This is a genomic window from Actinoplanes lobatus, from assembly GCF_014205215.1.
GTDB lineage: Bacteria > Actinomycetota > Actinomycetes > Mycobacteriales > Micromonosporaceae > Actinoplanes > Actinoplanes lobatus.
Genome location: NZ_JACHNC010000001.1, coordinates 838844 through 857455, shown reverse-complemented (window position 1 = coordinate 857455; position 18612 = coordinate 838844). Strand labels below are relative to the sequence as shown.

Below are 18612 nucleotides of genomic sequence, written 5' to 3'. Positions count from 1 at the left end.
CACTCGTTCTCGGTTCACTCGAATGGACACACCCTATGGGGCCGCTCGTATCGGATTGTGTCGAGAATGGTCACGGAGCGGTAACACAGCCATTGCGCTGAGAGAGGGGCCGAGAGCATGGAGTACATGGCGGACGGCCCGTGGAACTGGTGTGTCGCCGGTCGATGGGAGCCCGACCGGGTGATGGGCGCGCTCGCCGGTGCGCTCGAGCGCCCGGTCCACGGCATGGTGCCCGGCGCTGACCTGCTCTGCGACGTCTACCACGTCGGAGGCGACTTCCCGACCCTGGTCGACGTCTACGTGACGCCCGCCGGCGTCGCCGAGGAGACCATCGCGAGCGCCGTCGCGGTCCGGCTGGGTGCCGCGGTCCTGCTTCCCGACGACACCCTCAACCCGTCCCGGTACGTGCTGGCGGAGCCGGACGGATCGTTACGGGCGGTGCACGTCGACGAGGTGGAGACCGACGACGGGGCGGAGCGCCGCAACGTCCGGCCCTGTACCGGCGCCGACCCGGCGTGCGCCGCCACGGCCGGTTGTGACCGATCGCGGTGGAAACCCGGCCCGACGCCGGAGCGGCCCGCCGCGGCGTAACGGGTAGCCTGGTCAATTGCCATGACTACCGAGATGACCGGCAGCGCGCGCACCTATGATGTGCGCACCTACGGCTGCCAGATGAACGTGCACGACAGCGAGCGGATCTCCGGCCTGATGGAGGACGCGGGTTATGTGCGCGCCGCGGACGCGGACGCGGCGGACGTCGTGGTCTTCAACACCTGCGCGGTCCGGGAGAACGCCGACAACCGCCTCTACGGCAACCTCGGCCACCTGCGCCCCACCAAGCTCAAGAACCCGGGCATGCAGATCGCGGTCGGCGGCTGTCTGGCGCAGAAGGATCAGGGCGACATCGTCAAGAAGGCGCCCTGGGTCGACGTGGTCTTCGGCACCCACAACATCGGGTCGCTGCCGGCCCTGCTGGAGCGCGCCCGGCACAACGAGGAGGCGCAGGTCGAGATCCTCGAGTCGCTCGAGGTCTTCCCCTCCACCCTGCCGACCAAGCGCGAGTCGACCTACTCCGGCTGGGTCTCCATCTCGGTGGGCTGCAACAACACCTGCACGTTCTGCATCGTTCCGAGCCTGCGTGGCAAGGAGAAGGACCGCCGTCCCGGCGAGATCCTCGCCGAGGTGGAGGCCCTCACCAGGGAGGGCGTCCTCGAGGTCACCCTGCTGGGGCAGAACGTGAACTCCTACGGCGTCGAGTTCGGCGACCGGCTCGCCTTCGGCAAGCTGCTGCGCGCCACCGGGGACATCGAGGGTCTGGAGCGGGTCCGGTTCACCAGCCCGCACCCGAAGGACTTCACCGACGACGTGATCGCCGCGATGGCCGAGACGCCGAACGTGTGCCACTCGCTGCACATGCCGTTGCAGTCCGGCTCCGACCGGGTGCTGAAGGCGATGCGCCGCAGCTACCGCCAGGAGAAGTACCTGGGCATCATCGAGAAGGTCCGGGCCGCCATGCCGGACGCCGCGATCACCACCGACATCATCGTCGGCTTCCCCGGCGAGACCGAGGAGGACTTCGAGCAGACCCTCGAGGTGGTCCGGCAGGCCCGGTTCTCCAGCGCCTTCACCTTCCAGTACTCCAAACGGCCCGGCACGCCCGCCGCCACCATGGAGGAGCAGGTGCCGAAGGCGGTCGTCCAGGACCGCTACAACCGGCTCATCGCCACCCTCGAAGAGATCACCTGGGCGGAGAACAAGAGGCTCGTCGGGGAGAAGGTCGAGGTGCTGGTCGCGGTCGGCGAGGGCCGCAAGGACGAGCGGACCGGCCGGCACAGCGGGCGGGCCAGGGACGGCCGGCTCGTGCACTTCGCGACCGGGGACACCGTGCCGCGTCCCGGCGACATCGTCGAGACCGTGGTGACCTACGCCGCGCCGCACCACCTGAACGCCGACGGGAACCCGCTCAGCCACCGCCGTACCCGGGCCGGCGACGCGTACGAGTCCGGTCGTACCCCGAAGTTGAAGGGTGTGTCGCTCGGCCTGCCGGGCGTCGGTGTGCCGGCCCCGCTGCCGCCCGCGTCCGAAGGATGCGCCCTCTGATCGCTGCGTAGCCGCACGGCGGCGGGGTGTGACAATGTGGATCGATGGCCACCTTTCCCCGCACCCCGCTGTCCCTCGCCGACGACCAGGGGCAGCCCGCCGTCACCGTGACGCGGGCCGTGTTCGCCCTGGCCGGGGTGCTGGCGCTGGTTCTCGGTTTCATCGGCCTGGACCAGTACCTCGCTTCGCAAGGTGTCACCGACCGTGACCCGCTGAACCTGCTGTACGGCACGTTGCAGCTGTTCGTCCTGGGATCCGATCCGCTGGAGGGCGGCACCGAGTTCCCGCCGGCGCTGCAGGTGGCCCGGTTCGTGGCCCCGATCGTCACGCTGTACGCCTTCGCCGAGGCCGCCCGGGTCCTGCTGGCCAGCGAGATGCGCCGCCTGCGGGCCCGCCGCTCCCGCCGGCACGTGGTGGTCTGCGGCGACTCCTCGGTCGCCCGGACGCTGGCGCACCGCCTGCACCTGAGCGGCCATCGCGTCGTGGTGGTTCGTACGCAGCCGATCGGCCCGCTGGAGTTGCGCCGGCGCGGGCTGCTCGGGGTCAACGGCGACGCCCGCGACCCGGACGTGCTGCGTGGCGCCGGCGTCCCCCGGGCCGCGACGCTGTACGCCTGCGCCGAGACGAGCGCGGCCAACCTGGAGATCGCCGCGGCCGCCGCCCGGATGGCCGCCCCGCGCAACGACCTCGCCGTCTACGCCCAGATCCACGAGGCGGACTGGGCGCTCACCCTCCAGGCCCGGCGGCTCGGTGTGCCGCACACGCCCGGCCAGCGGCTGGACTTCTTCCACCTGGACCAGTTGGCGGTGCACGTCCTGCTGGACCAGCGGCCGCTGCCGAACCGCCCGGACCGGGCACCCCGGCTGCTGGTGGCCGGCGACTCCTCGCTGGTCCGCGCGCTGATCGTGGAGATCGCCCGGCACTGGCGGCTGCGCCGGTCGAGTCCGGCGCAGCGGGTCGTCGTGGACCTGGTGGCGCCGGACGCGATCCGAGTGCGGGACCGGTTCGCCGAGCGGGGCGGGGTGGTCCAGGACGGGTGCCGGGTGACGGCGTACGAGACCGACGTCTCCGCCCTGCTCGACGACCCCGGCCGGGCCGGCTACGACCGGGTCTTCCTCTGTTTCGCCGACGACCGTGTGGGGCTGGAGCTGGCGCTGCGTGAGCACCGCCTGTGGCGCCGGGTCTCCGGCGACATCATCGTGGTGGTGGACGCGCTGGCCGCGATCACCGAGGCGTTCAGCCGGGACCAGCGGGAGGAGCCGCTGCTCGACCCGATCGACGGCCGGGTCCGGCTCTTCTCGGCGGTGGCGGCCGGCTGCGATCCGGCGCTGATCGCCGAGGACCTGTCCGAGCGGCTGGGCAGGCTCATCCACGAGCGGTTCGTCGAGGCCAGCCTGCTGCGGGGTGAGCGGCTGGGCAGCGGCCCGGCGCTGTGCCCCTGGTCCGAGCTGGACGAGGAGCTGCGCCGGTCGAACCGGCAACAGGCCGGCGACTTCGGGATCAAGCTCCACATGGCCGGGTGCGCGGTGGTGCCGGCCGACGGCGGTGACGACGACTTCTGTTTCACCGAGGCCGAGGTCGAGCTGCTGGCCCGCCGGGAGCAGCAGCGCTGGGCGGAGGCGGCCCGCGGCAACGGCTGGGTGCGCGGCGCACAGCGGGACAGCGCACTGCGGCAGACGCCCGATCTGGTCGACTGGGAGGAACTCGGGCCGGAGGGACGTGCCAAATGTCGCGCCGCGGTGCTGGAGATTCCGCAGATCCTGGCGGACGCCGGGTTCCGGGTGGTCCGGCTGACGGACACTGGAGTCAGCCGGGCGCTGAACCCGGCGTGATCCCCACGGGAGCGGGCATGACGACGATCGGCGTCACCGGGCACATCCGGTTGCGGCCGGCCACCCACCGGCTCATCCTCCGGGAGCTGGTCCAGCTGCTGTCCGGCTATCCACGGGTGCACGGGGTCACCTGCCTGGCCGAGGGCTCCGACCAGATCTTCGCCCGGGCCGTCCAGGCCTGCCGGGGCACCTTCGAGGTGGTGCTGCCGGTGCCCGCCGCGGCGTCGCCACCCGCCGCGCCACCGTCCCACCTGCTGCGCCAGGCCCGCCGGGTGACCCGGCTCGAGGTGGCCGGCCCGCCCGAGGCGGCCTACGAGGCGGCCAGCCGCGAGGTGGTGGAGCGCAGCGACATCCTGGTCGCGGTCTGGGACGGTGATCCGGCCGGCGGCCGCGGCGGCACGGCCGAGACGGTGGAGTGGGCCAAGGCGCTGGGCCGCCGGGTCGTCCGGGTCTGGCCCGAGGGAGCGGAACGCCTCACCGTGCCGGTTTAGTGGAGGCGCCCTGCAACAGATCCAGCGCGCCGATCGTGATCTGGTCCCGGACCCGGGCCATCGCCCCGTCCCACTGCCGGGTGAAGCCCGGCCGCTGATCCAGCGCCGACCAGATCGGCAGCAACTCCTCGGGCACGTGCGCGCCCGGCATCCACAGATGCGGCAGGTGCTCCAGCAGCGGCTGCAACCGGCTCACCCGCTCGGCCCGGCTGTGGTCGTGGGCCAGCGTCGCGTCCAGGACCGACAGCACCGTGGTGAGCAGCCAGTCGTGTACGGCCAGGTCCTCGCAGAGGGCGACCACGGCGCCCAGGTCGGTGGTCGGCACCCGCAGCCGGAGCGAGCGGACGTCCTCGGAGACCAGCGTGAACGTGCCGCCCGGCCGTTCCACGGTCCGGTCCAGCAGGGCGGTCCAGCGCAGCCGGACCCGCGGGGTACGCAATGGCGGGGCGTGGTCGATCACCCGGGACCGCTGGACCGTGTCGAGCATCCGGGCCGCGATCGCGCTCAGCTCCAGAGTCTCGGTGGTCCGCGCGCCGGTGAGCACACCCTGCTCCAGGTCGGCCTGGTGCAGCTTGCCGATCGCCTCCAGATGACCGGGACTGGCCAGGTAGTGCGACCACGGCAGCCGGATCGTGGTGCGGGCGGGCGCCACCCGGGCGTACGCCGAACCCTGCGCGACGTGGCCGGCCACCACGACGGCGCGCGACACGACCGTACCGATGGCTCTGGTCTGACGTCCGGAAGTGGTCGGCAGGCGGCAGTCCACGCCCTCGAGCCGGTCCGGTGAGACGGACCGGGCGATGGGCCGCTCGACCGAGCGGACCCGCTCGTCGGCCTCGTTGCTGAGCAGGTGCTCGGTGGCGCGCCGGGGGAGGGCGACGGAGTTCTGCAGGAGGCCGGTCTGGACCTCTCCGAAAGCCAACATGAATCCTCCGCGGCCGTTTCCTGATTCCATCGTGGCGTTCCGTGGCGAGACCCGGCAATCACCCCGCGCCGGAAGGATAAGGGCTCGTCAGCCGAGGTCGGCTCAGGTGCGGCCGGGTGCCGAAATTTCAGCCCGTGCGACGCCGCCGAGTAAGCCGTTAGTGTCGGGGGGTGACCGTTACCAACATCGATGCCATTGTGGTCGGTGCGGGCGTCTGCGGTTTGACCAGCGCACTGTGCCTGGCCCGGCGGGGTCTCGCGGTGAGTGTCGTGGCGCGGCGGCTGCCGCCCGCCACGGATTCCTGCGCCGCCGGCGCCATGTGGGGGCCGTTCCTGGTCGATCACCCGGAGGCCGAGCGCTGGGCCGGGGAGGGCCTGACCGCCTTCCGTGAGCTGGCCGCGGCGCGCACCGCCGGAGTCACCATGGTGCATGGCGTCGAGGTCGCCCGGGGCGTCGCCGATCCGCATCCCTGGCTGCACCTCACCGGGGACCTGGAGCGTTGCGACGAGTGGGCCTGGCCGGAGTACCGCAGCGCCTGGCGCTACACCACGGCGGTGGTCGACATGCCGGTCTACTCGGAGTATCTGATGGCCGAGCTGCGGGCCGAGGGTGTCCGGGTGGAGCAGCGCGAGCTGCGGTCGCTGCGCGAGCTGTCCGGCCGGGCTCCGGTGATCGTGAACTGCAGCGGCAGCGGCGCCCGCCGGCTGGCCGGCGACCCCGGCCTGGTTCCGGTGCGCGGCCTCGTGGTGGTGGTCCGCAATCCCGGCATCGACACGTTCTTCGCCGAGGACGGCGAGGGCCCGGAGCTCACCTACTACATCCCGCACGGCGACACGGTCGTGCTCGGCAGCACCATCGAGGCGCCCGGCGGGGTGGCGCTGCCGGAGGCCGTCGCGGCCGAGCGGATCCGCCGCCGGTGTGCCGACATCGAGCCGCTGCTGCGGGACGCGCCGGTGATCGGCGTCCGCTCCGGGCGCCGGCCGGTCCGCGACCGGATCCGGCTGGAGACCACCACCCGGGACGGCCAGGTGGTGATCCACAACTACGGTCACGGCGGTGGCGGCGTGACCGTCTCCTGGGGCTGTGGACGAGACGTGGCGTCCATGGTGGAGGCTTGCCTCACGCGACTACATTGATTCGCTACGCGGCGTGGGGAGATTCGCTTGAGCGAGGCCTACATCTCCGCGACCTTCGAGGATCTGAAGGAGTGTCGCGAGGCCGTCCGCCATGCGCTCGGCCTCATCGGCCTCCGGTTCAAGACCATGGAGGAGTACGTGGCGGGCGCCACCGCCCCGCTCGCGCGCTGTCTCGACGACGTCGAGTCCTGCGACATCTACATCGGCATCTTCGCCTGGCGGTACGGCTACACCCCACCCAAGCAGTCCAAGTCGATCACCCACCTGGAGTACGAGCACGCCGTCGCCAGTGGCAAGGACTGCCTCATCTTCCTGCTCAGCGAGCAGGCCGCCTGGCCGGTGCGGTTCGTCGACCGTGGTCCGAAGGCGGCCCAGGTCGACGCGTTGCGTGACGTGCTCCAGCGTGAGCACCTGTGCAGCTTCTTCGACGCGCCGGCCGACCTCGGGCTGCTCGTCTACGCCGCCGTCCACAAACTGCTGGAGCAGCGGTCCCGGGGTGTCACCGCGGCGCCGGCCGTCCCGGTGGCCCCCGGCCTGAGCGCCGCGGTGACCGCCCACTACTTCGAGCGTCTCCGCCAGCAGTACGGCGGGCTCGACCTGATGAACCTGGCCCAGCAGTCGTCGCCGTACCTGGGAACGCAGTTGTTCGACGTCTTCGTCGAGCCGTTCGCCCGCGCCGACCATCCGCCGCAGCTGACCCGGGCGCCGTGGGGTGAGGGCGCCGGCGAGGCCGAGCGGCTGGACCGGGACGCGCTCCCGCTGTCCTGGCCCGGGCAGCCGGTCTTCGACGTGCTCTGCGAGCGGGCACAGCGCCGGTTCGTGCTGGTCGGCGATCCCGGGGCGGGCAAGTCGGCGGTGGTCCGCTACCTGACCCTGGCGCTGGCCCGGGCGCACGCCGACGAGCGGCTGGCGCCACTGGCCGGGCATCTGCCCGTACTCGTGGAATTGCGCTCCTATGCCGCGGCCGTGGCCGCCGGGCAGTGCCGCAACCTGCGGGAGTATCTGGCGCACCGCGCCGCCACCGACGGCTACCAGGAGGAGCCCGAAGGCCTGTCCCTGCACCTGGCCCGCGGCGACCCGGCCGTGGTCGTCTTCGACGGCCTGGACGAGATCCTGGAACGGCGGATCCGTGAGGAGACCGCCGGTCAGATCGCCACGTTCGCGGAGACGTTCCCGGAGGCGCGGGTGGTGGTCACCACCCGGCCCGCGGAGTACAACAGGCGTGCCCTGGCCGCCGCCGGGTTCGCTCACCACACCCTGCAACGGTTCGTGCCGGAGCAGACCGCCGAGTTCCTGCGCCGCTGGTTCGAGGCGCTGCCGGAGGCGCCGGGCGCCGACGCGACGGTCCGCCGGGAGGTGGTGATCGGCACCATCCGCCGCTCGCCGGAGCTCACCGAGCTGGCCGGCAACCCGATGCTGCTCAGCATCCTCGCCGTGATCGGCCGGCACCGGATGCTGCCGAAACAACGCTGGCGGCTGTACGAGCAGGTCGCCGTCACCCTGGTGGACAGCTGGGACGACAGCCGGATGGTGGACGCGCCGGCCGGCTCGCAGCGCCTGGACGCCGAGGTCAAACACGAGCTGCTGCGCGGCCTCGCCTTCGACATGATGTCCGGGCGGCTGGGGCACCGTGACCACGTCGGCGGCGACCAGCTGCGGCGGATCTTCACCCAGCACCTGGAACGGCACGGCCTCGGCTGGGCGGAGGCCGGCGAGTTCGCCCGTCAGGCCATCGACCAGCTCCGCCGGCGCAGCTACGTGCTGGGCCGGTACGGCCGGGCCGACTACCGGTTCGTGCACCGCACCTTCCAGGAGTTCTACTGCGCCTGGGCGATCATCGAACGGTTCAGCCCCGGCGGGTCCCGGTTCGACGAGATCCGGGCGGTGTTCCGGGAGAACTGGGCCGACCCTGCCTGGCGGGAGACCCTGCGCCTGGTCGCCGGCCAGCTGTCGGCGGGTTTCGCGGCGGAGCTGGTCGAGATGCTGATCACCGAGGTCAACCCGGAGTGGTGGGAGTACCCCGGCCCGTCCGGCCGGGCGCCGCGCCCCGGCCCGCCGTGGAACGTCGCGCTGGCCGTGCAGTGCCTGGCCGGGGTCCGCCAGATCGCCGACGCCCGGCACGCCGCCGAGCTGGCGCTGCGCGAGGTGGTCCGGATCATCGAGTACTGCGCCGCCACCCCGGACCGGGACCTGCCCGGCCCCGACTACGCGGATCTGCTGGTCGACGAGTTCATCCCGGCGATCGAGGCGATCGGGCCGAACTGGCCGGACCGCGAGGCCTACCTCGACTGGTACCGCACCGCCGGGGTGGAGATCGTCGGCAACCCGGCGGCCGCCTCCGCCGCCCGGATCGCGGCCGTCCTGGCCCGGCCCGACGACCACTTCGACGAGATCTTCAAGGCCCGGATCGGCGAGGCCGACGACGTACGGGTGGTCTGCGCCGCGGTCGCCGGCCTCGGCGAGATGGCCCACCAGGCGGTCCGGCAGGAGCGCGCCGACGAGGGCCGGCTCGCGCTCGACCCGCTGGTCCGCGCCGCCGATGACGCGCGCGCCGTGGTCCGGCTCGCGTCCGTGCAGGCGCTCGCGCCGCTGGCCGCCGTCTATCCGGAGGCCCGCGCCGTGCTGGTCCGGGCGGTCTCACCGGACCCGCGGCGGCGCGACGGCTTCTCCACGGTCCGGCTCTCCGCCGTGCAGATCCTCGGTGAGCGGCTGCGGGCCGAGCCCGGGATCGAGGAGATCCTGCTGGAGTGCCGCCGCAGCGACCCGCACCCGGCCGTCCGGGCGGGCGCGCTGCGCGTCCTGGCCCGCCCCCGGCAGCTGTCCGTCGCGGTGGCGCAGGACCTGGTGGACGCCTGCCGGGACGACACGGCGCCCGAGGTGGTGGAGGCGGCGGCCGGGATCCTGCTGCCCCGGGCCGGCAGCGACGGGCCGGTTCGTGAGCTGCTGCTGGGGCGGATGCGGACCGACCCGGCGGCCGGGGTCCGCCGGGCGGCGGTGCGCCTGCTGGCCCGCAGCGGCCCGGAGGCGCGGCTGCTCGAACGGATCGAGACCGATCCGGACGGGGCGGTCGTCCGCGCGGCGGCCGTGGCGCTGGCCGGGCGCGGGAACCGGCCGGGGGAGCGGTCCTGGCAGGCGCTGGTGGCCCGGCTGGCCGCCGAACCGGACGAGGTGCTCCGGGTGGCCCTCGTCCGGGTGCTCGGGGCCACCTACCGGGCCTATCCGCGGACCGAGGAGATCCTCACCGGGGCGGCGACCTCGGACACCGAGCCGGCCGTACGGCTGGCCGCCGTGAGCGGGCTGGCCGCGCTCCCGGCCGCCCCGTCCCGGGAGGCCGTGCTGGCCCGGGTCGCCGGGCAGGATCCGACACCGTCGGTCCGGCGGGCCGCGGTCGAGTCGCTGGCCGGCGACCGGGGCCCCACCGCGACCCGGGCGCTGATCACCGCCTCGGTGCACGACGCCGACACCGAGACGCGGACCGCGGCGCTGCGTGGCCTGTGCGGCCGGATCCTGGAGCTGGCCGACGCCCGCCGGCTGCTGGAGCTGACCGGCCACGGCCATCCGGAGATCCGGCTCGAGGCGCTGCGGGTGCTGATCGCCGACTGTCCGCCCGACATCGACCTGCCGGCCCTGCTGCTGGACCGGACGAGCAACGACAGCGTGGGTGAGGTGTTCGCGGCCGCCGCCCGGGCCGCTGTGCTGGACCGCGCCGACGCCGGCCGTCTCTGGACCGTGATCGCCGAACGCGCCGGCGCCGACCCGAACCCGGAGATCCGCGCGGCGGCCGTGGAGATCCTCGGCTCCGGCGGCGACGTCAAGGCGGCCGGCGAGGTGCTGCGCGACCGGGTCCGGGTGGACACCGACCCGGCGGTGGTCGCCGCGGCCGCCCGTGCCGCCGCGGCGCTGCGCGAGGACGGGACCCGTACCGACCTGCTGGCCCGCCTCACCGGCGCCGACCCGGTGATCCGTCCGGTCCTGATCCGGGCGCTGGCGCACTGGATCGCCGACGACGACGTCCGCCGGGTGCTGCTGAGCCACGCCCGCACCGCCGAGGCGCATGAGGCCCGGCGCGCGGCCGTGGAGATGCTGGCGCCGATCGCCCACCTCGACGAGGTCCGCGACATCCTGATCGGCTGCACCGAGGACGAGGACTTCGCCGTCCGTAAGACGGCCGACGCGTTGCTGCGGCTCAGCGACCGCTGGCCGGGGTCCAGTCGTTGATGAAGGCGTAGTCGATCCGGTCCAGGATGGTCGGCGGCAGCTCGATGCTCTCCGGCGCGGCCCGGGTCTCCAGGTCCTCCATGATCAGGGGATCGACCCGGACCTGGTGCAGCACGGTGCGCGCCGCCATTTCGATCTCCATGAACCGGGTCGGCAGGATCGAGAAGCTCCGGTACGCGCAGAACGAGTTCTTCGTGTCGGTCAGCTTGATCACCGGCGGCAGGTCGGACCAGTCGCTCGGATAGTCACCGTCGACCCGGACCGGCTTGGTGAGCTGCTTCTCCTCCGGCCGGAGCAGGCCCAGCCGGAGCAGTTGCCACACCGACGCCAGGAACGAGCAGGACCACAGCTCGTCGTCGCGGATCTCCACGTCCATGAAGACGGAGTGCCGGTTCGCCGCGGTCTGCTCCGGGCTCTGCCACGGTTCCGCGGCCATCGCCGGGGCCGCCGCGGTGTTGGGGGAGCGCCGCCCGTTCGACAGCCAGCCGCTGTCCTTGACGGTGGGCCGGCCACCGTTGGCGCCCCGCAGCGGCTCCGGGACGATCTGGTCGAACACCAGCTGGGCCAGCCGGGTGTCGCCGAACTCGGCACAGCTCGACTCACGGGCGATGTAGTCGATGGACAGTCCGCTCTTCGCGGCCGCGTCGACGACCTTCTTGATGATGACGCCCGGCTCGTCGAGGCGGCTGAAGTAGTCGTCGATCAGAAAGCAGGTGCTGATCCGTGGCGAGGTGGTGCCCCAGCGGCCCATCGACTCGATGGCCTTGACCCAGGGGTACACACTCACGAAGTAGTCCGCCAGCCTGCTCTCACCCTCCCGGGCCTGCAGGTCCTCCATGTAGAGGTGGCCGAGCTCCAGTGAGACGTGCGACAGGCCGACGGAGGGGGCGACATACTCCGTCGCCTGCTCCCGGTAATCCATGCGGTGCAGCGCGACCGTCATAGGGTCTCCCAAGAGGAGTCGTCGACGAGGCGCCTCGCCAGCAAGTCGAACGCGTTCCGGGTCTCCTGGTTCGCGACGCCGCTCACCACGTCTTTGTCAGTGATCAACTGTTCTTGCCATTGGAGCATGGGATCGAGTGGTACGGACCCTAGTAATAGATTTTTGCCGACTTGGTGCTCTCCAGCCAATCGAGTGAGCCGTCGATTGCACTCATCGAGCCAAATGCCCTGTTTCGCGGTGAGGCCGCTCTGGGTCGACGGCGCCGGATCGATCACCGCGGTACGCACGTAGCGCAGGTTGTTGGCGAACTGCTGCCGGTCGTGCCCGGACTTCTCGGCGATCGTGAGCAGCCCGCGTGGACCGTTCACCAGCCCGCCCGCCGCCACCACGTGCTGCCGGGTCCACCGGTGGTACACCAGCCAGCGACTGGTGATCTTCTGCATCTCGGGCATGGCGGTCACCTTGAGCACCATCTCGACGGCCAGGTTGCGGCCCGCGCTCAGGTCCACCATGCAGAGGCTGAACTCCTCGTTGAGCCGCAGGAACAGTTCGAGGCACCGGCCCACCAGGTCGGCGCGGTCCGGGAAGTCGCCGCCGCCCACGTCACCGGGCAGCAGGACCAGGCGGCCGGTGTTGGCCTGCCCGTCCCGGATCCCGCGCCGGTCGGTGGCGGTCCAGACGTCGACCCGCTCCGGTTGATAGACCTCCTGGAGCAGGAACCGGTGCATGCCGGAACCGCTGGTCGTGCCGTTCTCCGCGCGCTCGATGCCGAAGATGGCGCCGGCCGTCGGCGAGCCGAAGTCGAAGTCGAGGTAACAGACGTCGTTCCCCTGGAGGGCGCTGCGGTACAGCAGGTTGCTGCTGGTCACCGAACGACCGGTGCCGCCTTTGTCGGACGCGGCGAAAACGAACATCAGATCGCCGTGCTCTCGCTGTGCCGGACGGCCTCGAGGCCGTCGAGTTCCATCAGGACCCAGTTCACCAGGGCGGAGGCGGCCCCCGGCCGGGTACGGGCGATGGCACGGGCCCGCTCGAGTTTGGCCCGGATCTCGGTCAAGACGTCCATCACCTCGAGGCTGGCATCGGCGGAGCCCCGCATGAGCTCCATGTCGTACAGGTGCTCGGCTTCGTAGAGCAGGTCGAAGGCGCGGACCACGAGCCGGTCGTTGACGAGCGGCTCCTCGCTCAGCAGGTTCGCCGCGCTCACCAGGCCGGCGACCACCCGTTCGGTGTAGTACCAGGAGGGGGTTTCGTACTCCGGCAGATCGTCGAAGATCAGCGCCGGCTGGTCCCACAACTTCCGGTGTTCGGTCTCGATGAGGCGGCGGCGGGCGAGATGGTCCCACACCCGGTCGGCGAGGCGCAGGAGCACGGCCCGCTCCTCCACGTCGCTCAGCAGGCCGGCGATCGCGATGCACCGCTGGAGCAGCAGCGAGGCGAACTCGCCGACGAACCAGACCGCGTTGGCCTTGTCGTCCGGCGAGTCCTCGAGACTGCCCTCCAGGGAGACCCGGAGGCCGGGGGCGTGCAGCTTGACCCCGGAGTCGCCGGGCCGGTGCTTGCGGGTCACCCGGGCCTCGTTGGCCAGGTCGGACAGGACCGAGCCGATCCGGGCCAGGCGGGTGTCCGAGCCGCGCTTACGGACCAGGTCCTTGACGACGATCGAGGTCACCAGGAGGGTGTAGTACTCGCTGCGCAGGCCGTCGGTGGTCTGCCAGGGCGGGTCCTCCAGCGGCCACACCGGGCCGCCGCCGAAGGTGGCGACCGTGGCCCAGTAGGTGAGGGTGAGATCCCAGCGCAGCTGGAGGGCACGGGAGAGACGCTGCTGCTCCTCGTTGAGCAGGCCCAGCACCCGGGTCCGTTCGGAGAAGAGGTCCTCGATGGCGTCGACCGCCACCACGGTGAAGTAGAGGTACGGCTTGTTCTCCGCCACCCCGTCGGGCTGCGGGCCGATCTCCTCCGCCGGCTCGTCCGGGGCGCCGGCGGAGGTGCTCTCCTTCTCCCGGCCGGACGATTTGTACTCCAGGGGGACGGCCGGGGCGTCCTTGACGATGCCCCAGGACCAACCGCACTCGAACAGGGCGTTGGCGCTCTCCAGGTTCTCGGTCTGGCCCGACCCGATCAGCACCTCGTTGAACGACGCGATGGTCTCCTGGAGCACCGAGCGGAACTGGTTGACCACCGTCTTGGACGGCAGGCCCGCCTTGTTGACGGTCTGCAGCAGGATCTGCCCCGGGTCGTCGTCGGCCTCGAAGACGTGTGTGGAGAAGCTGCGCAGCAGGCCGACCATCGCCGCGGTGAGCCGGGTGCTGGCCAGCCGCTCCAGCTGCCGCAGCTCGCGGCGCAGCCCCATCCGGGTGACCGACTGCCGGAAGATCCGGACGAAACCGATGGTGGCCAGGGAGAGGGTGACCGAGATGGCGAACGAGTCCACGATGTCGCGGGTCTGCTGGACCTCGGTCAGCTTCGCGCCGTCGTCGGGCTTGTAGTAGCTGCCACCGGAGAATATCGGCCGGTCGTTGTCCACATACCGGGTGAAATACTCCGTGGCGATCCGCACCAGGTTCAGCGGGATGGTCTTCTCGTCGCCGAGCGGGCGGAGCGCTTCCAGCATGGCGTCGGCCGTGGCGTTCGGCCGGTCCAGCCCGAACGGGCCCACCTGGGTCGCCGGCAGGAGGATGCAGAGCAACTGCTCGGCATCACTGATCGAATTCGATCCGTCCCGGCCGCCCCAGTGCCAGGCGCCGTCGCGCCAGGAACTCTGGACCGTCGCTTTCCACGTCTCCAGCAGGTGCTGTCGCGGTTCGATCCTCACTGGTGCACACCACCATCTCTGCGGACCTCGCCGACCGCACCGAGAAGGCACGCGGCGGTGCCGGCTCCCTCATGATGTCGCACTCGTCAAGGTACCAACCTCGACGACGCTCCAAAGTAGCGCAACGGGCCGGAAAAATCGCGCGACCCTCCACAGCGGAACGATCGGAGGGCACAATCGGGTACACGAGAAACGGGGGCGACGGACCAGTGGTCCGTCGCCCCCGTCACCGGAGCGTGAAATCAGTTCGCCTGCTCGGCCAGAGCGAGGAACTGCTTCTTCGAGGCGAGCGCCTGCTCGGCCTCCTTGATCCGCCGGTTGTCGCCGGCGGAACGGGCGCGGGCCAGCTTCTCCTCGGCCTCGGCGACCTGCTCGCGCATCTGCCGCAGCAGCGGGTTGTCCTGCGGGCTGGTCTTGCGCCACGCCGAGTCCATCGCCACCCGGATCCGCTCCTCGGCGGCCCGCCAGCGGCGGTCCAGCGAGGCGGCGGCCTCCCGGGGCACCCGGCCGGCGTCGTGCCAGGAGGCCTGCGCGTCCCGCATGCGGTTCTGCGCGCCGCGCGGGTCGGCGTCGACGTCGATGGCCTCGACCTCGGACAGGATCGCCTGCTTCTTCTCCAGGTTGCCCTGGTACTCCGCGTCACGGGCCGAGAAGACCTCGCTGCGCCGGGTGAAGAAGGCGTCCTGAGCGGCCCGGAAGCGCTCCCAGAGGCGCTGCTCGGCCTCCTTCGCGGCGCGCGGCGCCGACTTCCACTCGGTCATCAGCTCCTTGAGCCGGTTGGCGGTGCTCGACCACTCGGTCGACTCGGCCAGGCTCTCCGCCTCGGTGACCAGTTCCTCCTTGGCGGTCTGCGCCTGCTTGCGCTGGCCGTCGAGGGTGGCGAAGTGGGCGCCCCGGCGGCGGGTGAAGCCGTCCCGGGCGGCGGCGAACCGCTTCCACAGCTCGCCGTCGGTCTTCTTGTCGACGCCGCGGATCGTCTTCCACTCGTCGAGGATCTCCTTGAGCCGGTCTCCCGCCGACTTCCACCCGGTGGCGTCGGCGGCGATCTTCTCCGCCTCCTCGACCAGGGCGGTCTTGCGGGCCACCGCCTCGGTGCGGGCCACCTCGCGGGCCGCGCGGGCCTCACCGGCCTTCTCCTCGGCGAGGGTGGCGAGCCGGTCCAGGCGGGCCGCGAGACCGTCGATGTCACCCACCACGTGGGCCTCGTCGAGCTGGGTCCGCAGCCGCTTCACGCTGCTCAGCGAGTGGGCCGCGTCCGCCGCGCCGGACTTGAGGCGAGCCTCGACGAGGTCGACCTCGGTCACCAGGTCGTCGAATCGCCGGGCGAAGTGCGCGAGCCCCTCCTCAGGGGTGCCCGCCTGCCAGGAGCCGACCACACGGTCGCCCTCGGCGGTCTTCACGTACACGGTGCCGTCGGCATCCACGCGCCCGAAGGCCGTCCAGTCGTTCATGAGCTCATCCTCGTTCTCCCGGCGCCGCAGGTCCAACCGGACCCTCGGCCACCGCCATAGCGCAGCCTCGAATGCCAACTTCCCAACGGCATTCTTTCTCGCGCATTGTCACAGGTCCAACCCGGTTAGGGGAAAGCTCCCGCCGACGACCGTGACACAACGGTGTCCTACGGTTGGCCGGTGCGGTTCCGGACAGGTCAGCGGGTGGTCACCGTCGTCGGTCCGACGGCGGCCGGCAAATCCGCGCTGAGCATCGCCCTCGCCCACGTGCTGGACGGCGAGGTGATCAACGCCGACTCGATGCAGCTCTACCGCGGGATGGACATCGGCACCGCCAAGCTCACCGCGGCCGAGCGCGAGGGCGTGCCGCACCATCTGCTCGACATCTGGGACGTGACCGAGCCCGCCGCGGTCGCCGAGTACCAGCGGCTGGCCCGGGCCGCGATCGACGACGTGTTCGCCCGCGGCCGGGTGCCGCTGCTGGTCGGCGGCTCCGGCCTGTACGTCCGGGCGGTCCTGGAGGACTTCGAGTTCCCGGGCACCGACCCGGAGATCCGGGCCCGGCTCGAACAGGAGCTGACCGCGGCCGGCCCGGCGGCGCTGCACGCCCGGCTCGCCGAGCGCGACCCGGCGGCCGCCGCCAAGATCCTGCCGAGCAACGGCCGCCGGATCGTCCGCGCCCTGGAGGTGATCGAGCTGACCGGGCTGCCGTTCACCGCGAGCCTGCCCGATCCGCGGCCGGTCTACGAGTCGGTGCAGATCGGCGTCGACCGGGACACCGCCGCGCTGGACGAGCGGATCGCGCTGCGGGTCGACCTGATGTGGGCGGCCGGGCTGATCGGCGAGGTGCGGGGCCTGACCGGGATCCGGGAGGGCCGGACCGCCTCCCGTGCGCTCGGGTACCAGCAGGCGCTCGCCCAGATCGACGGCGCGCTGACCGAGGAGCAGGCGAAGGCGGACACCGTCCAGGGCACCCGCCGGTTCGTCCGCCGGCAGCGGTCCTGGTTCCGGCGCGACCCCTCGATCACCTGGCTGGACGGGGCGGATCCGAAGCTCGTGGCGGAGGCGATCGCGCTTGCGGGATGATGGGCGGCGTGCGTTTCACCAAAGGCCACGGGACCGGCAACGACTTCGTCATCATCCCCGACCCGTTCGGGGAGCTCGACCTGACCGCGGAGCTCGTCGCGGCGCTCTGCGACCGCCGCCGGGGGATCGGCGGCGACGGTGTGCTCCGGGTGGTCCGCAGCGCCGAACATCCCGAGGCCGCCGGGTTCGCCGCCGAGGCCGAGTGGTTCATGGACTACCGCAACAGCGACGGCTCGATCGCCGAGATGTGCGGCAACGGCCTGCGCGTCTTCGTGCGCTACCTGCTGGACCGCGGCCTCGCCACGCCCGGCCCCGAGGGCCTTCCGGTGGCCACCCGGGCCGGCGTCCTGGTCACCCTGATCGGTGACGGCACGGTCCGTGCGCGGATGACGACCCCCAAGGTGTACGCGGGAAGCACGGCGACCGTCGGCGCCCTCACCGTGCCCGGTGTCGCCGTGGACACCGGCAACCCACACCTGGTCTGCGGTCTGCACGACGGGACGGAGCTGGCCGCCCTCGACCTGACCCGCCCGCCGCTGCACGACCCGGCCGTCTTCCCGCACGGGGTGAACGTCGAGTTCGTCCAGCCCGCCGAGCCGGTCGAGGGGGCCGACGGCCACGTCCGGATGCGGGTCCACGAGCGCGGCTCCGGCGAGACCCAGTCCTGCGGCACGGGCGCGCTCGCGGTCGGCGCGGTGGCGTTGCGCGACGCCGGCCTGGCCACCGGCTCGATCGCGGTGGACCTGCCCGGCGGCCGCCTGGTGGTGACCCACGACGCCGAGGGCGGGTGGTGGCTGGAGGGCCCGGCCGTGCTGGTCGCCGACGGCGAGGTCGACCCGGCGGCCGTGCTCTGATGCCGCCCCGCGCCGCAGTGCACCGAGTCGCGCACCGGGGCTACTCGACCGTCGCCCCGGAGAACACGCTGCCCGCCTTCGCCGCCGCGCTGCGGGCCGGGGCCACCTTCGTCGAGTTCGACGTCCGGGTGACCCGGGACGCCGTGCCCGTGGTGATCCACGACCGGACGGTCGACCGGACCACGAACGGCTCCGGCCGGGTCTGGGACCTGACCTACGACGAGATCGCCGAGCTGGACGCCGGTTCCTGGTTCGGCGCCGGGTTCACCGGGCTGCGGGTGCCCACGCTGGCCGAGACCCTGGACCTGCTCGCCCCCGGGCCGGCCGAGATCCTCGTCGAGATCAAACCGCCGGCCACCCTCGACGAGGTGAAGTCGATCGTGGCCGAGCTCGCCGAGCGCGACCTGCTGGGCCGCTCGGTGTTGCAGAGCTTCGACGCCGACGTGGTCCGCAAGGTCCGTGACGTGGCGCCCGAGGTGCGGCGCGGGCTGCTGCTGTTCCGGTTCGACGCGGAGACCGTCGAACTGTCCCGGGAGCTGGGCGTGGCCTGCACGAACCCGTCGGTGGAGGACGTGCTGCACGGCCCGGAGACGATGGCCGGGCTGGCCGCGGCCGGGATCGGCGTGATGCCGTGGACCCCCAACGACATGGCCCAGTGGCGTCCCCTGGTGGACGCGGGTGTGTCCGGCCTGATCACCGACCTGGTCGGCGAGCTCACCGGCTGGGCGGGCGCGGAGTAGGACCTTTTCACCGGGTACGGG

14 protein-coding genes are annotated in these 18612 nt (G+C 72.1%); 9 read left to right on the top strand and 5 right to left on the bottom strand.

All coding sequences use genetic code 11. The features are described from left to right. The first annotated feature begins 117 nt into the window (after window positions 1-117). Genes BJ964_RS03765 through BJ964_RS03750 form a run of 4 tightly spaced genes read left to right on the top strand, consistent with a single transcriptional unit; the run spans window position 118 to window position 4423 of the window. Window positions 118-591 (top strand): hypothetical protein, encoded by a 474-nt coding sequence (locus tag BJ964_RS03765; protein ID WP_188119371.1) that lies wholly within the window; start codon window positions 118-120, stop codon window positions 589-591. A 15-nt stretch (window positions 592-606) separates the two neighbouring features. Beyond that, window positions 607-2100 (top strand): tRNA (N6-isopentenyl adenosine(37)-C2)-methylthiotransferase MiaB, encoded by a 1494-nt coding sequence (miaB, locus tag BJ964_RS03760; RefSeq protein ID WP_407650832.1) that lies wholly within the window; start codon window positions 607-609, stop codon window positions 2098-2100. Between the two features lie 44 nt (window positions 2101-2144). Continuing rightward, window positions 2145-3932 carry an NAD-binding protein gene (locus BJ964_RS03755; RefSeq protein ID WP_188119369.1) on the top strand — a complete coding sequence of 596 codons (1788 nt, stop codon included), beginning with the start codon at window positions 2145-2147 and terminating at the stop codon, window positions 3930-3932. A gap of 17 nt (window positions 3933-3949) precedes the next feature. Then, window positions 3950-4423 (top strand): hypothetical protein, encoded by a 474-nt coding sequence (locus tag BJ964_RS03750; protein WP_188119368.1) that lies wholly within the window; start codon window positions 3950-3952, stop codon window positions 4421-4423. Here BJ964_RS03750 and BJ964_RS03745 read toward each other — a convergent pair. Further along, window positions 4407-5348 carry an SCO2521 family protein gene (locus BJ964_RS03745; protein WP_188119367.1) on the bottom strand — a complete coding sequence of 314 codons (942 nt, stop codon included), beginning with the start codon at window positions 5346-5348 and terminating at the stop codon, window positions 4407-4409. The genes BJ964_RS03750 and BJ964_RS03745 overlap by 17 nt on opposite strands. Window positions 5349-5518: 170 nt before the next feature. Here BJ964_RS03745 and BJ964_RS03740 point away from each other — a divergent pair, with 170 nt between their 5' ends. Together BJ964_RS03740 and BJ964_RS03735 are read left to right on the top strand one after the other, a co-directional pair. Next, the gene (locus tag BJ964_RS03740) at window positions 5519-6484 is read left to right on the top strand and encodes an FAD-dependent oxidoreductase (protein ID WP_188119366.1); all 966 of its coding nucleotides are present in this window, start codon (window positions 5519-5521) and stop codon (window positions 6482-6484) included. Between the two features lie 27 nt (window positions 6485-6511). Then, entirely contained in the window at window positions 6512-10702 is a 4191-nt protein-coding gene (locus BJ964_RS03735; protein ID WP_188119365.1) for a HEAT repeat domain-containing protein, read from the top strand. On the opposite strand, the gene BJ964_RS03730 is transcribed toward BJ964_RS03735, so the two are convergent. From BJ964_RS03730 to BJ964_RS03715, 4 genes are all read right to left on the bottom strand, one after another. Continuing rightward, window positions 10671-11645 (bottom strand): SCO2522 family protein, encoded by a 975-nt coding sequence (locus tag BJ964_RS03730; RefSeq protein ID WP_188119364.1) that lies wholly within the window; start codon window positions 11643-11645, stop codon window positions 10671-10673. The genes BJ964_RS03735 and BJ964_RS03730 overlap by 32 nt on opposite strands. Continuing rightward, complete coding sequence (locus BJ964_RS03725; protein ID WP_188119363.1) at window positions 11642-12559, bottom strand: SCO2523 family variant P-loop protein; 918 nt, start codon at window positions 12557-12559, stop codon at window positions 11642-11644. The genes BJ964_RS03730 and BJ964_RS03725 overlap by 4 nt, the downstream gene beginning before the upstream one ends. Further along, window positions 12559-14460 carry an SCO2524 family protein gene (locus tag BJ964_RS03720; RefSeq protein WP_188119362.1) on the bottom strand — a complete coding sequence of 634 codons (1902 nt, stop codon included), beginning with the start codon at window positions 14458-14460 and terminating at the stop codon, window positions 12559-12561. The genes BJ964_RS03725 and BJ964_RS03720 overlap by 1 nt, the downstream gene beginning before the upstream one ends. Window positions 14461-14702: 242 nt before the next feature. After that, entirely contained in the window at window positions 14703-15911 is a 1209-nt protein-coding gene (locus BJ964_RS03715; RefSeq protein WP_188119361.1) for a DUF349 domain-containing protein, read from the bottom strand. Between the two features lie 180 nt (window positions 15912-16091). Here BJ964_RS03715 and miaA point away from each other — a divergent pair, with 180 nt between their 5' ends. Genes miaA through BJ964_RS03700 form a run of 3 tightly spaced genes read left to right on the top strand, consistent with a single transcriptional unit; the run spans window position 16092 to window position 18591 of the window. Next, window positions 16092-16997, top strand: coding sequence for a tRNA (adenosine(37)-N6)-dimethylallyltransferase MiaA (gene miaA / locus BJ964_RS03710; RefSeq protein ID WP_229806553.1), 906 nt, complete (start codon window positions 16092-16094; stop codon window positions 16995-16997). A gap of 8 nt (window positions 16998-17005) precedes the next feature. Continuing rightward, window positions 17006-17851 (top strand): diaminopimelate epimerase, encoded by an 846-nt coding sequence (gene dapF, locus BJ964_RS03705; protein WP_188119359.1) that lies wholly within the window; start codon window positions 17006-17008, stop codon window positions 17849-17851. Next, on the top strand, window positions 17851-18591 hold the full coding sequence (locus BJ964_RS03700) for a glycerophosphodiester phosphodiesterase (RefSeq protein WP_188119358.1): 741 nt from the start codon (window positions 17851-17853) through the stop codon (window positions 18589-18591). Before dapF ends, BJ964_RS03700 begins: the two co-directional genes overlap by 1 nt. Window positions 18592-18612 lie beyond the last annotated feature (21 nt).